This is a genomic window from Sporosarcina sp. FSL W7-1349 (assembly GCF_038003045.1).
GTDB lineage: Bacteria > Bacillota > Bacilli > Bacillales_A > Planococcaceae > Sporosarcina.
The window spans coordinates 962,605-976,240 of sequence record NZ_JBBOOK010000001.1; the positions used below are offsets into that span (position 1 = coordinate 962,605).

Here is a 13,636-nt window from a genome sequence, read left to right on the forward strand (position 1 = left end):
GCTCGGTTTCTACAATTCGGTCGCTGATTTGGCCTAAATTTATTTTCTCTGCGGTTTCGTGATGTGACTCGAACCCGGCTCGTGTGACGACGATTGCGCGACGTCATTCGGACTCGGCTCGTGTGACGACGATTGCGCGAAGTCATTCGAACTCGGCTCGTACGACGGCGATTGCGTGAAGTCATTCGGACTCGGCCCGTGCGACGGCGATTGCGCGACGTCATTCGGACTCGGCTCGTGTGACGACGATTACGCGAAGTCATTCGGACTCGGCTTGTGCGACGGCGATTACGCGACGTCATTCGGACTCGGCTTGTGCAACGGCGATTGCGCGAAGTCATTCGGACTCGGCTCGTGTGACGACGATTACGCGACGTCATTCGGACTCGGCTTGTGCGACGGCGATTACGCGACGTCATTCGGACTCGGCTTGTGCGACGGCGATTGCGCGACGTTAGACGCATTTTATTTCCGCAACACCCACCGCGTGACGTGATTCGTTGAACACGGCTTGTGCGTTTGCGGTTACGTGTAGTCAACCTAGCTTTGTTTGACGTTCTTCGTTTTCTACTAGTGACTCTTCTGTTACTCCTGGTGTCTTGGAACATGAAATCTTTTAGCCCTAAACGATTCGCTTTTTCTATCGCTCTGTTGATTTCATTTTCAAAAAATAATGACATGACTATCCCTCCTCTCCTTTTGACTGAGAGAAAGTATTTGTACTGAATGCCTCCGCATTTTTACGTTATTTCCCCTCATCTTAATGTACGTCAGCAAAAGGACAGGAGTAGAGTGAAGTGCACAATGCAGGCTGAATATTGGTATGTAAACTTCCTTTGTTTGCATTCATAGAAATAGAGTAATGAACAAAGGAGTGGTCATTCCATGGAGATACGGGATAAACTTCCTGAATATCGACTTTTTATTCATCCGATTGATGTTCGAGAACTTCGAAGAGATATTTGGAATGATGATCCTGTTTCGGGGAAGCTGACGATTGACGGAAAAAGGTTTGAAATCGACCTCGTTTATCGCGGCTCACACATCCGTGATTTTCCGAAGAAATCGTATACCGTTTCCTTTTATAAACCGCCTATTTACCGAAATGCGAATGTATTTCATTTAAATGCGGAATTTAAGGATCCCTCGTTATTGCGAAACAAACTATCATTTGATTTTTTCCACGACATTGGTTGCTTGGCACCCCGTGCACGGTTTGTCTTTTTGAAAGTGAACGGGAAAAATGAAGGGGTTTATTTGGAACTAGAATCAGTAGATGATCATTTCCTAAACAATCGAAAATTGCCACTTGGTCCTATTTTTTATGCGATTGATGGAGATGCTAATTTTTCATTAATGAGCGACTTGGAGAAAGAAGGTAAAAAATCACTTTCCGTTGGATATGAACAAAAATGCGGGACCATACTAGATGAATTGCATTTACAAAAAATGATCATGCAAATAAATACAATTCCCAAGGAAGAATTTGAAAAGGAAATTGTAAATTATGTGAATGTTGATAAGTATTTACGGTGGCTTGCCGGGGTAGTCCTCACCCAAAATTTCGACGGGTTTGTCCATAACTATGCACTTTACCAGAACAGCGATACCGGACAATATGAAATCATTCCTTGGGATTACGATGCGACATGGGGCAGGGATGTAAATGGAGAGGAAATGAGAAGCGATTATTTACGAATGGAAGGGTTCAACACATTGACAGCAAGGATTCTTGATTGCAAAACATATCGCCATCAATATAAAAACCTCTTAGAGGACATTTTGCGCAATCAATTCACTTTGGACTATTTACAACCAAAAATAGAAAGTATGCATTCGCTGATTCGGCCCTATGTTTTAACGGATCCCTATAAAAAAGAAAGTATCGATTTCTTTGACCAAGAACCCGACTATATATACCGTTTCATCGAAGCTCGATCGGCTTATATTAAGAGTAAGTTAGAGCTCCTTCAGTAAGGCTAATTTGGGTCATTCAAACAAAAAGACTGTATATATCGATACTGAAGACCATTGCTGAAAATTATACCACACAACTTACACTTACCGTAGACTTCCCCGTCATCAAAGGCAGATCCACTGATGACGTCATGCAGGCCTAAGAAGAAAAAGTGAATCTTCTTCAATAACTCGAGTAGACAAAGAACAGAATCTTTGGCAACCGCTTGGATTCTGTTTTTTAGTTTGTGTGGATGTCAGGAAAACATAAGAAGAGTCTAGCAAATCGTCGCATGCCATCTCCACTTCCATTCAACAGATGGTATCAGCCGCTCGCGAACAATCCGAGTATTCGAAGAGAAGCAAGGACATGCTCGATGATGTCATGCGTCATATAACGACTATCATGCAGCAGATGAATCATTCAGTGGCAGCCTCCCAACAGACATTGGAAGAAGCATCTCTCGGAAAAGAAAGAATGGAAGAAGCCGTCGATCAAATGAATGTGATTTCCACCTATACTGAACGGATGGGTCGTGTCGTGAAAAGGTTGGATAACCGATCTCGGGAAATTGAAGAGACCTTGTCGTTAATTACCCAAATCGCCAGTCAGACGAATTTATTGGCATTGAATGCTGCCATTGAAGCTGCCCGCGCCGGAGAAGCGGGAAAAGGATTTGCAGTCGTTGCAGATGAAGTGCGGAAGCTAGCCGACCTTTCGAATCGCCATGTAGAAAAGATCGGCCTGGTGCTGCATGAGTTGACAATGGATACACAAGATTTGTGGAATGAAATGAATCGAACGACCGAAACGACAGAACACGGCATCGCCAAGATGAAAAGCGCAGACGAAAAGTTTGTATCGATTGTCGGGAAAGTCGAAGAGGTCCATAGTTTGCTTGGAACGGCCCAGTCGATGGCAGACCGGATCAGTGGAAATGTCGCCAACGTGAATGGGATTATCGACGAGATGGCGTTCATTACTGAGAAGAACCGTAAGAATCTGGAAGGGATTTCTGTTTCTTGCGACGATCAGCTTTCTTCCGTTGTAGGATTTGAACAGATTACAACCGAACTCCGCAATATAACCGAAAACTTGAATAGGCAAATCACAGAGGCAAACGTTGGATAAGTGCACTCAAAAACCGTCATGTTATCATCTAATTTGTTCAAACAAACGTGAAATTCACGTTTGTTTGACCTGATTACTTCCGTTTCAAATAGTCCTCCGATTGCCCTTTCGGGATGCTTAAGATCTCCCACTCTTCTCCCTTGATTTGCTTACCGATGAATAGGATTTGCCCGATATGCGAGGCATAATGCGCCAGCTGTCTTTCGATAGCATCAAGCGCCGAATGACTTTCCCCGCGAATGCGGATTGTCCTCAGCAAATCTTCCTCATCTATACTCCCTAGCGCAATAAATAGGGTCTCCCAACCATGATTCCAACGTAACTCCAGTTCATTACGTGACAAACGCTGATTCACAAATTCCCCATCCCGGTTCCGGTCGGGCTTCTCTCCATCTGTCGTCAGAAAATCCGTCCAGCGTGAAATCATATTCCCGCTCATATGTTGAATGATAACCGCAATGCTATTCGACGCCTCATTCAGGGTCCAATGAAAATCCTCTTCCTCTAACTGTGCAAACGCCTTCTCCCCCTGCTCTTTCAAGGTGAGAAAACGCTCTTGGATCACGCGCATGTATTCTGTTCCAATTGACATGATGTGCAGCTCCTTTCTATTTCGTCCCGTATCCTCTGTTTAATCCGCTTGCTATTGCCTCTTAGGTTCATTCTATCATTCTAATGAAGCAAATCCATAGTATGATAAGAAAACAGAGCTCCCTTGTCTTAGGAAGCTCTGCCTTTTCGTAATTTCCTATTCACCAAGACTCCATAAAGACCGTCATCAGCACACCTAACAGCACGCCGAGGAAAACTGCAACGGTAAAGAGAATCCAACGTTTCAACCCCTCATCCTCTCCTGCGTCATTTATACAATGTATTACATGGACAAGGGAGATATGTTGTAGTGGAGCTTCCTTATTCTGGATAAGTAAAAAACCACCCCCCATAAAGAGATTGGTTTTCAGTGGCCGCCATCGCCTGCGGTCGTCAATCATTACGCTTTCGCTGCTGGCAGATGCTGTGCCTTTACAGTGAAGGTCGTCAGTTCATTCCCGAGAAACGGGCTCGGTTCGCTTGAGGCTGGTCTGCCATTCCCGGAGCCATGCGCTTTCTGGGATTCCCGACTTTCGAGCCAATTATCGAAGAAACGGCGTTCTTCCCAAGTGGTGCAAACTTTCAATTCATCATACTCAGGGGAGTCCTCTTTCATCCACACTTCCATCCGAATGAACCCTTCAAACGTATGCACGGATTTTGGCTGTGCGAAGCGGCTCGCCACCTCTTCCCCTTTTCCTTTTTGAATCTGGATCGTATTTACGGCTACCATCATTTGTATTCATCCTCCCTATCATTCATTAAAAAATCCAATACCGGCAAGGCCTGCTCGCCCCCGCGTTCCGCATGACGGATGAGCGGAATGCCATGGGCTCCTTTCGCCGTCGCCATTTCCGGGAATCTCGTAATCATGCTTTTCACAATTTCCACTTCCCCGAGCATGGCGGCTGTGAAAATATCCATTCGTGCACCCTTCGAAAGCAAAAACTCCGCAATGTCCCGATTTCCCGTATGGGCCGCGGCGCCGAGCCCGCTTTCCCAATCATCACCTCCCCAGTTCATGACTGCGTGGATCAGCGCCGGCTCCCGATCCACCAACGCTTTCACTTCCTGCAAGTTGCTATGGGCCGCCACGATGTAAGTACGGACCAGTTCCCCGTCCACTGGCTCCAGTTTAACACTTTCCATTTTCACAACGATCATCCTTCCGTAATTTATTCGGTGTAAAAAAATGAGCTCCGTCTTTCACGAAAATATCCGCGTCAATTTCAAAAATCGAACGGAACATTTCCTTGCATAACACACATTGCGGGATTCCGTCATAGCGGATCCGCCCCTCCTTCAAGACGATGAGCCGATCGCTGTAGCGGGCCGCCTGGTTAATGTCGTGCAGCACCATGACGATCGTCATCCCGAATGTTTCATTCAACTCTGTCACGAGTTCCATCACTTCCAACTGATGCGCGATATCGAGATAGGTCGTCGGTTCATCCAATAATAGAATGTTCGGCCGCTGGGCGATGGCCATTGCAATCCAGGCGCGCTGCCGTTCCCCGCCTGATAGCGAATGCAGCAGCCGGTTGCGGAAACCGGACAACTTCGTCACTTCAAGGGCCCATTCGACGATCTCTTCATCCCCCCGCAACGGCTTCCCATACGTGGAACGATGCGGATGACGACCGAACCCGACTAGCTCCCGAACCGTCAAATCGAGCTGGTGATCGTGCATTTGCGGCAGCATGGCGAGAGCCTTGGCGACGTCCCGGGTATCCATCCGGGCAATTTCCTTGCCGTTCAACAAAATCTGCCCGGTATCTGGAGCGTTCAGCCGCGACAGCAAGCGCAAAAGAGTCGATTTTCCGGAGCCATTCGGGCCGATTAGACTGACAATCTCCCCTTTCTTGATATGTACATCGACTTCCGCCAACCGGAATTCAGCAGACTGCCGATACGATAGATCTTCAGTTGTCAGCAAAAGAATTCCTCCGTTTCTGAATCAAGTACAAAAAGAAAGGACCTCCTAAGAAGGACAGCAGAATGCCGACTGGCAACTCGATCGGATTGAAAGCGGTCCGGGCAATCGTATCCGCCACGACAACGAGCAAACCGCCGCCAAGCGCCGAAATCGGCAAGACGTACCGATAATCCCCGCCAACGAGAGCGCGCACGATATGTGGAATGACAAGACCGACAAATCCGATCAGCCCCGATACGCTGACTGCGATGCCCGCGAGCAGCGTACTGAGCAGGATGAGGAAAAAACGGCTTCGCTCGACCTTATGCCCGAGCAGTTTCGCTACTTCATCCCCCAGCCGTAAAATCCGGATATGCGGAATTGCAAACAAGGCAAGCAGCAATGCAGCCAGCGCGTAATAGATGATCATTTCAAACTGCACCCAGCCGACACCCGCAATTCCCCCGGCCAACCACGGCAATACCGACTGGACCCGGTCGCTGTACAATAGCATGAGCGCACTCATGCAAGCACCGATGACTGCGTTGATCGCAACTCCGACCAAAATAATTCGTACCGGAGAAGCCCCGCCCTTCCAAGACATCGCATAAATGACCAATGCAGCAATCAAGGCACCTAGGAATGCCGCAGCGGGCAGCAGCATAATATACGCCGGAAACAAAATCATGATCACCGTCGCAGTCAACCCGGCACCAGAGGAAACGCCGATAATACCCGGATCCGCCAACGGATTGCGCATGATCCCTTGCAAGATAGCACCCGACGCAGCGAGACACATGCCGACAATGAGGCCGACGAGCATCCGGGGAACGCGCAACTCCCAAACAATCCGACGTTCCAGCGAATCCGCGGACGTCATAATGCCATTCCAAACTTCCGTTGGGGAGAATGAAACAGGCCCGATCATCAAGCTGCCAATCGTTGCGATGAACAAGAGTACGGCTGTGGTAAGGAGGACAATGAACCGGACTTTGGCGAGCGGATGGCGGTCTTCGGAGGCTTGTTCCCCGACGGCGATCATTTTCCTGAACCTTCTTCCAAACTGTCCTTCATGACATGGAATGCCTCCACCACTTTTGTTCCGGGATTGGTGCCAAATAAATGGGATGGCAGCACGATAACGCGGCCTGCTTTGACGGCATCCAGGTTTTTCCATGCCGGGTTTTTCATCATTTCTTTCTCAAATGCTGCTTTCACTGCTTCCGGTTCGCCATGAGTGATGAGCATGACGACTTCAGGATTGCGCTCGATGATTTTTTCGACACTGAGGCTAGCATATTGCGGGTATTGGTCTTCATTTGGGAAATCATTCGCAATATTTTCCCCGCCCGCGAGCTCTAACAGATTGCCGGACAAAGACGTCGGCAGTGCCGCGAGATATGTCCCAGGCGCCCCGTAGACGAGCAATGTTTTCGTCCCTTTTTCCGTAATGGATTCTTGGCCTGTTTTCAATGCTTCGTTCAACGTGCCATTTAATGTGTCGGCTTCTGCCTCTTTATTCAAAAGTGAACCGACCATGGAAATCGTATTTTGGATCTCTTGCACACTATTAGCAGATGTATAGATTACTTTCGTCCCTTGCCGTTCCAAGTTTTCCGCATGCGCTTTCATGCTTGGCGAGGCTAGCAAAACATCCGGATGAACTACCGCAATCTTCTCAAAATTCGGCTGATGCGGGTTCCCGATTTGCTCCACTTCTTCCAGCTCCGGAGCAACCGGCGCTTGTGAAGTAGGACGGCCCACTACTTTGGCGCCAAGTGATAGGAGGATATCCAAATCTCCTGAACTGAGCGTGGCAAACGTCTTCGGCGCTGTTTCAAATGTCAGCGTCTGACCTAATGCGTCGGTAATTTCAATTCCAGCTTGTTCCACTGCTTTCTCTGTTGTCTTTCCAGAAGCCTCCGCCTCCCCACCCCCATCCATTTTCTCCTCCGCCTTGCCGCAAGCCGCCAATACAGCGATTATGCTTACTACGGCAATGGCATATAACAATTTCTTCATTCTCAAACCTCCCTCAATTAACTGAGAATTATTCTCAACGATTCGAGTATAGATGATAATGAGAATCAATGTCAACTAGAGTTTGTGGAAAATGGTGCCTGATACCCAAACAGTCGTGAAAGTTTATTCCAATAAATTTAAATATTTTATTCCGCTCAATTTAGGGTATGGAAGAGAGAAAGGAGGTTGAAGCGATGACAAAATGGAGAGTTTGGTCTATGGCAATCGCCTCTTCTCTAGTGCTGGCCGCTTGTTCAGCTGATACGGAGCCTACACCGACTGTGGACGAAACTCCGTCTGCCCAAGAGAAATCCGCTGAAAACAAGGCAACACCTTCAGAAGAAACTACTCAGCCGACGGAACCGGCTGAAACCGGGACACCAACCAAAACCGCCGATTCAAAAGAGATGCAGCAAAAAATGGATGAGCTGCAGTATGAGGAATTTGAACTGCAAGTAGAGTATGCGGATCATACCGAATACGAGGCGGAAATTGAAAAGAAGGCAGACGGCTCCATCAAAGCCGAAATCGAGGATTCCTTGAAAGGTGTCGAACAAAAAGGTCCGGGTGCGTTCAATGAATTATTCCCTATTCTGGAACAATTGGATATCACTCAACAGACCGACAAAGAACAGGCCATTGCCAACACACTCTCGGCCTTCAACTTGCCGACCGACTACACCGAATTCGAACTGGAAATCCGGTTCAAGGACGGGACTAAAATTGAATATGAAGAGAAAAGATAATCGTTGGGTTGAATAGAGTCCAACACAAAAAGAGAACCGGCTAGGCCTACTCCTAGTCGGTTCTCTTCTTTTCTCCTTTACCAGACACGTTCCATCCTCGATTGCTTGCCCCTAAAATCTTCTTCTTGGTAATACGCGTCTTTGACCAATAAATTCGGTCCGAGACAACGGACTTCCGGACAATGGCAGCTGATCGATTTTGCCAACGGCCGTTCCAGCCAGCGATCGAGCATAACCGGGAGCGCGTCCTGTTGAATATTGCCCATCGGCGGCGTATCCCCGAAGTCCGTGACGATGACATCACCCGTGAAAATATTGACATTCAAACGGGAACGGCCGTCCGGGTCGTTCCGCAACGACACATTCGGGCTGTCATACAGACGCGCCAGCAGTTCCAAATCTTCCCGCTTGTCACTGCAAGGGTAGAACGGCAATGTCCCGAACAGCATCCACGTCGATTCATCCCGGATATCGAGCAACTGATGGATCGCAGCCCGTGTTTCATCCAATGATAAAACTTCCAGATTCGAGGCAAACGCAACTGGGTACATCGGATGCACCTCATGCCTAGCACATTTCATCTCCCCCACGACTTGCTTGTGGATTTTCTCCAAATACGGGGCAGTCCGTTTATTCAACATCGTCTCTGCGGAAACGAGCACCCCCGCTTCCGAAAGGGCTCGGCTGTTGTCGATCATACGCTGGAACTGTTCCGCGCGCTTGTCGACGGGCGGCTTGCGCTCCATATTGGCGAACCCGCCTTCGACAAAATCGTCGACGGTGCCCCAGTTATGGGATATATGCAGCACATCCAAATAAGGGGCAATCATCATATAACGGTCCAGCGGCATTGTCAAATTGGAGTTTAATTGCGTCCGCACGCCCCGCTTATGGGCATATTCCAATAAAGGCAAGACATAATTCTGCACCGATTTCTTCGAAAACATCGGCTCCCCGCCCGTAATGCTCAACGTGCGCAAATGCGGCACTTCCTCCAGACGGGAAATGAGCAGCTCCAGCGGCAAGGCGTCCGGGTCTTGGTGCGCCAGCAAATCACCGACGGCACAATGCTCGCAACGCATATTGCATAAATACGTTGTCGTAAATTCAATGCTCGATAACGTCAACCTGCCGTGCTTCTCGATATCCAAATACGCTTCCCATGGATCCGTCTCCGGCGTCATTTTCATCAATTCTGTTCACTCATTTCATTTAAATTGCTCCACCCCATTATACACCTTCCGTCAACCGTGTGGCTGTCCTTCATGACGCATTAGTTGAAGAATGCGTTCGGGCATTTCGGGCTTGGAATAATAATACCCTTGCACGAAATCACAGCCGGCCTCCCTCAGCCAATCGACCTCCTCCTTCTTTTCGGCTCCTTCGACGAGCACGCGGAAGTTCAAATTATGGCCGAGATGGATGATCGAGCGAACGATCGCTTCCTGTCCTTTGTTCCCGATTAGCTGGCGCAAGAAGGAGCGGTCGATTTTCAACACGTCGATCGGCAGTTCTTTGAGATGGCTGAAGGAGGAATAGCCTGTCCCAAAGTCGTCCAGTGAAATATGGATTCCCAATGTCCGGATTTTTTCCAACAGGGCCCTGCTTTTCTCCTCAAAACCAAGCGAGGCCGACTCCTTGATTTCCAATTCCAGATAACGGGGATCCATTGCCGTCTCTTCAATAATTTCCAGCAAAGTCGGCAGGAAATCGTCGCGCGTCAACTGAATCGGCGAAATATTGACAGCGACGATCGGCGGTTCGGCAAGTTCTCGGCTCCAACTCACCCACTGCAAACACGACGCACGGAGCACCCACTCCCCAATTGTATGAATTAACCCTTTCTCTTCCGCAATCGGGATGAATTCCACTGGAGAGATCGGGCCATACTCCGGATGTGTCCAACGCAGCAAGGCTTCCACCCCTTCTATCTCTTCTGTACGCATCCGGATTTTCGGCTGATAGACGAGATGAAGCTCGCCATGCGACAGTGCCGTTGTAAGGGCTTCTTCGATTTGCAATTTCCGTCGATATTGCTCATTCAAGGATAAGGTGAAAGCCGTTGCTTCATTTTTCCCGTTCCTTTTCGATTCGGACATCGCCAAATCGGCGTATTGCAACAGTTCATCGGCATTCGACGCTTCGCGTGGATACGTGCATAATCCGGCGCTCAACGTGATGGAAATCGGATGACCATGGACGATGAACGGCGCGCGCATCTGCTCAACGCATCGCTTGGCAATCTCTTCTACAGTATTCACGCGGTCATTCGCTACCAAGATAATGAATTCATCCCCGCCGAATCTGGCGAGAAAGTCGCCCTCCTCCAACAAATCCGACAACCGTTCCGCTATATGCTGCAGCAACAGATTCCCCTCCTGATGGCCAAGCATGTCGTTAATGAATTTCATCCGGTCCACATTCAAAATGATGCACCCGATTGATTGTGTACTCGCCATTCATTCAAAACTACATCGACACGGTGGCGGTTTGGCAGTTGGGTAAGTGCATCGTGGTACGCCATATAGGTGATCTGACGCTCATTCTGAATGCGTTCCGTCAGGTCGTGGAAAAGCCAGAGAGATTGATGCAACGCTTCTCCTATGACCGGCCTCCGCTTCACTTCGAATACCATGGAATTTAATTCGACCTGCAAACCGGAAGGCAGTTCTGCGTCAGGTACAAGCCCGGGATGATATTGCTGCAAATGCGGGTGTTTCAAGTGTCCCCCTGCCAATTGGAGAAAGGCGGGATTTACATGCAAGATCCGGCCCGATTGGTCGGTGATGACAATGCCGTCCGCGATGGAGTCCAGTAAGGTTTTCTGCAATATTTCTTTTCTCTTCCATACCCTGTCGAAAATCAAGGAAAAGAAGAAGAGAGTAAACACCAGAACCGTAAGGCCTGCCACAATCCAGGCCAAGAGTGAAGTATCCATGTCGGATGCAGGAACGGCAGGATGGCCATGGTCCGTAAATTGTGTGGCGGCCATTCCGGTATAATGCATGCCCGCGATGGCAACCGCCATGATGAGCGAAAAGACAGCCTTCAACCCGAATGGCATCCCCTGTGCTGTATTGGAAGAGCGAAAGCCAAGGCCAATCGCCACCCAAGACGCGGAAATGGCGATGACAATGGACACGATCACTAACAGAAGATTGTACGTGATCGTAACGGGTTTCACCGCCGCCATGCCGACATAGTGCATCGCTGCAATACTTAATCCCATAATGATTCCCGATAGGATAAACCGGGATGAACTTTTGGTATTCCGTGAAATGATAGTAAATCCCAAGAAACAGCCTACAATCGCAATTAGGACCGACAGGACGACCAAAACCGCATCATAATAGATCGGAACAGGGAACTGAAAAGCGAGCATTGCGATAAAATGCATGGACCAAATTCCGATGCCAAGCGTCCCGGCCCCTGCTATGAGCCAGACATATTTTGCGGTCCGGGAAGAATACATAACCCGCCTCGCCAAATCAATCGAGACATACGCAGACATTGTGGCAATCACATACGACAGGACGACGAGATACGTATTATGATGCGAATGCATTGACGCCAAAGAATGTTCCACAATTCCACCTCATATTTTTTCTAAAAAACGACCTAAAGTCTCTATCATTCTATCATTTTTTGTCTAAAAATCAATTTAAGAGTCTAAAGATCTATTCCAGTTCCTTGTGTACAAACATTCATGTTTATTCAAACAAACGTGAATGTTTGAATTTTCATGTTTGTCATGTTTGTTTGAGTGCCTGGGACCAAAATAAAAAACCCCCACCAAACCGCGATATAACGCGAAATGGTGGGGGTTCGGTAAGCTTTATGCTTTTGGTGACTGTGCCTTAACGAGCTGGTGTTCCTGGATGAATTTCTTCAAGATTTCGTTCAAGTCCGGGCTGCCGACTTCCTCGAGATCATAATGGATCCGGGTGCAAGGCTTGTTGATGGAAATGACACGGGACAGATCCATCGGTGTCCCGATGATTACCGCATCACAGTCCGCCGCATTGATCGTCTCTTCCAAGTCCTTCAATTGCTGTTCGCCATAGCCCATTGCCGGAAGAAGGTTGCCGATATGGCCGTATTTGCGGAATGTGTCCGCAATGGTGCCGACTGCATATGGTCGTGGATCGATTATTTCCTTTGCGCCTAGACGCTGCGCTGCCACAGTGCCCGCCCCGAGTTTCATTTCGCCATGCGTCAACGTCGGACCATCTTCGACGATTAAAACACGCTTTCCAGCAATTTGCTCGGGATGATCCACCGTGATTTTGGACTCCGCTTTCATAATAACGCTATCTGGATTGACCTTCTTAATATTATTTTCGACTATTTGAATAGCTTCCGCTTCAGCACTGTCGACTTTATTAATGATGGCTACGTCAGCGGTACGCAAGCTCACTTCGCCCGGATAATATTTCAGCTCATGGCCGGGGCGATGCGGGTCCAATACAGTGACCGCTAAATCAGGCTCGTAGAATGAAAAGTCATTATTCCCGCCATCCCATAAGATGACATCGCATCCGTCCGGATCGTTTTCCGCCGCTTGTAAGATATCTGCATAATCCACGCCTGCATAGACGATATTTCCGCGCGCCACATGCGGTTCGTATTCTTCCATTTCTTCAATCGTACAATTGTGATGCTTCAAATCTTCAACAGTCGCAAAACGCTGAACCCGCTGTGCCACTAAATCGCCATATGGCATCGGGTGGCGAATCGCAACCACTTTTAAATCATGCTCCAGCAAGGTTTCGATAATTTTCCGGGACGTCTGGCTTTTCCCTGTTCCAGTCCGTACCGCGCACACCGAAATGACCGGTTTATTGCTTTTCAACATCGTGCTCTTTGATCCGAGCAATGTGAAGTTGGCACCCGCAGAATTCACAATCGCGCCGACCCCCATCACGTCGTCATAGCTGACATCACTGTATGCGAAGACACATTCATCCACATCCAACTCTTGGATCAATTGTGGCAACTGTTCTTGTGAATAAATCGGAATCCCTTCCGGATACAAATCGCCTGCCAATTCACTCGGATATTTTCGTCCGTCGATATCCGGAATTTGGGTCGCCGTGAAAGCAACTACACGATAGGCATCGTTATCGCGATAATGTGTATTAAAGTTGTGGAAATCCCTACCGGCCGCACCGATGATAATAATATTTTTTCTGTCCATGCAATCTTCTCTCCTAATCTGTAACTATCTTTCATTATTATAAGGCTTTTTGCATTTTAATACAAAGGGGAATTTTT

General features: G+C 48.3%; 14 protein-coding genes. 4 read left to right on the forward strand and 10 right to left on the reverse strand.

The genetic code is table 11. The features are described 5' to 3' along the window. The first annotated feature begins 239 nt into the window (after window positions 1-239). The 3 genes from MKY41_RS04840 (at window position 240) to MKY41_RS04850 (ending at window position 3,088) form a co-directional block, all read left to right on the forward strand. Window positions 240-458, forward strand: a complete 219-nt coding sequence (locus MKY41_RS04840) for a hypothetical protein (protein WP_340743964.1) — start codon at window positions 240-242, stop codon at window positions 456-458. 427 nt (window positions 459-885) lie between these two features. Beyond that, the gene (locus MKY41_RS04845; RefSeq protein WP_340743965.1) at window positions 886-1,977 is read left to right on the forward strand and encodes a CotH kinase family protein; all 1,092 of its coding nucleotides are present in this window, start codon (window positions 886-888) and stop codon (window positions 1,975-1,977) included. Between the two features lie 349 nt (window positions 1,978-2,326). Further along, window positions 2,327-3,088 (forward strand): methyl-accepting chemotaxis protein, encoded by a 762-nt coding sequence (locus MKY41_RS04850; protein WP_340743966.1) that lies wholly within the window; start codon window positions 2,327-2,329, stop codon window positions 3,086-3,088. A gap of 73 nt (window positions 3,089-3,161) precedes the next feature. Here the strand turns inward: MKY41_RS04850 and MKY41_RS04855 are convergent, their stop codons facing one another. The 6 genes from MKY41_RS04855 to MKY41_RS04880 form a co-directional block, all read right to left on the reverse strand. Further along, window positions 3,162-3,680 (reverse strand): DUF1572 family protein, encoded by a 519-nt coding sequence (locus MKY41_RS04855; RefSeq protein WP_340743967.1) that lies wholly within the window; start codon window positions 3,678-3,680, stop codon window positions 3,162-3,164. 399 nt (window positions 3,681-4,079) lie between these two features. Continuing rightward, window positions 4,080-4,415 (reverse strand): antibiotic biosynthesis monooxygenase, encoded by a 336-nt coding sequence (locus MKY41_RS04860; protein WP_340743968.1) that lies wholly within the window; start codon window positions 4,413-4,415, stop codon window positions 4,080-4,082. Continuing rightward, window positions 4,412-4,828 (reverse strand): ankyrin repeat domain-containing protein, encoded by a 417-nt coding sequence (locus MKY41_RS04865; protein WP_340743969.1) that lies wholly within the window; start codon window positions 4,826-4,828, stop codon window positions 4,412-4,414. Before MKY41_RS04865 ends, MKY41_RS04860 begins: the two co-directional genes overlap by 4 nt. Continuing rightward, entirely contained in the window at window positions 4,815-5,615 is an 801-nt protein-coding gene (locus tag MKY41_RS04870; protein ID WP_340743970.1) for an ABC transporter ATP-binding protein, read from the reverse strand. The genes MKY41_RS04865 and MKY41_RS04870 overlap by 14 nt, the downstream gene beginning before the upstream one ends. Beyond that, on the reverse strand, window positions 5,602-6,633 hold the full coding sequence (locus MKY41_RS04875) for a FecCD family ABC transporter permease (protein ID WP_445683321.1): 1,032 nt from the start codon (window positions 6,631-6,633) through the stop codon (window positions 5,602-5,604). Before MKY41_RS04875 ends, MKY41_RS04870 begins: the two co-directional genes overlap by 14 nt. Beyond that, a complete protein-coding gene (locus MKY41_RS04880) occupies window positions 6,633-7,616 on the reverse strand; it encodes an ABC transporter substrate-binding protein (protein ID WP_340743972.1) in 984 nt (327 codons plus the stop codon). Before MKY41_RS04880 ends, MKY41_RS04875 begins: the two co-directional genes overlap by 1 nt. Before the next feature lie 194 nt (window positions 7,617-7,810). Here MKY41_RS04880 and MKY41_RS04885 point away from each other — a divergent pair, with 194 nt between their 5' ends. Continuing rightward, window positions 7,811-8,362, forward strand: a complete 552-nt coding sequence (locus tag MKY41_RS04885; RefSeq protein ID WP_340743973.1) for a YusW family protein — start codon at window positions 7,811-7,813, stop codon at window positions 8,360-8,362. A gap of 77 nt (window positions 8,363-8,439) precedes the next feature. Here MKY41_RS04885 and yfkAB read toward each other — a convergent pair whose 3' ends face one another. The 4 genes from yfkAB to MKY41_RS04905 all read right to left on the reverse strand — a co-directional run bounded on the left by yfkAB (window position 8,440) and on the right by MKY41_RS04905 (window position 13,559). Then, the gene (yfkAB, locus tag MKY41_RS04890; protein WP_340745636.1) at window positions 8,440-9,552 is read right to left on the reverse strand and encodes a radical SAM/CxCxxxxC motif protein YfkAB; all 1,113 of its coding nucleotides are present in this window, start codon (window positions 9,550-9,552) and stop codon (window positions 8,440-8,442) included. Window positions 9,553-9,606: 54 nt separating this feature from the next. Further along, window positions 9,607-10,821 (reverse strand): putative bifunctional diguanylate cyclase/phosphodiesterase, encoded by a 1,215-nt coding sequence (locus tag MKY41_RS04895; RefSeq protein WP_340743974.1) that lies wholly within the window; start codon window positions 10,819-10,821, stop codon window positions 9,607-9,609. Further along, window positions 10,785-11,948, reverse strand: a complete 1,164-nt coding sequence (locus tag MKY41_RS04900) for an MHYT domain-containing protein (protein ID WP_340743975.1) — start codon at window positions 11,946-11,948, stop codon at window positions 10,785-10,787. The genes MKY41_RS04895 and MKY41_RS04900 overlap by 37 nt, the downstream gene beginning before the upstream one ends. Before the next feature lie 249 nt (window positions 11,949-12,197). Next, on the reverse strand, window positions 12,198-13,559 hold the full coding sequence (locus MKY41_RS04905) for a cyclic 2,3-diphosphoglycerate synthase (protein ID WP_340743976.1): 1,362 nt from the start codon (window positions 13,557-13,559) through the stop codon (window positions 12,198-12,200). Window positions 13,560-13,636: the final 77 nt, after the last annotated feature.

Coding starts and splice junctions, on each gene's coding strand:
- MKY41_RS04845 (WP_340743965.1), top strand. CDS start 886: ATGGAGATACGGGATAAACTTCCTGAATATCGACTTTTTATTCATCCG.
- MKY41_RS04850 (WP_340743966.1), top strand. CDS start 2,327: ATGCTCGATGATGTCATGCGTCATATAACGACTATCATGCAGCAGATG.
- MKY41_RS04855 (WP_340743967.1), bottom strand. CDS start 3,680: ATGTCAATTGGAACAGAATACATGCGCGTGATCCAAGAGCGTTTTCTC.
- MKY41_RS04860 (WP_340743968.1), bottom strand. CDS start 4,415: ATGATGGTAGCCGTAAATACGATCCAGATTCAAAAAGGAAAAGGGGAA.
- MKY41_RS04865 (WP_340743969.1), bottom strand. CDS start 4,828: ATGGAAAGTGTTAAACTGGAGCCAGTGGACGGGGAACTGGTCCGTACT.
- MKY41_RS04880 (WP_340743972.1), bottom strand. CDS start 7,616: ATGAAGAAATTGTTATATGCCATTGCCGTAGTAAGCATAATCGCTGTA.
- MKY41_RS04885 (WP_340743973.1), top strand. CDS start 7,811: ATGACAAAATGGAGAGTTTGGTCTATGGCAATCGCCTCTTCTCTAGTG.
- yfkAB (WP_340745636.1), bottom strand. CDS start 9,552: ATGAAAATGACGCCGGAGACGGATCCATGGGAAGCGTATTTGGATATC.
- MKY41_RS04895 (WP_340743974.1), bottom strand. CDS start 10,821: ATGGCGAGTACACAATCAATCGGGTGCATCATTTTGAATGTGGACCGG.
- MKY41_RS04905 (WP_340743976.1), bottom strand. CDS start 13,559: ATGGACAGAAAAAATATTATTATCATCGGTGCGGCCGGTAGGGATTTC.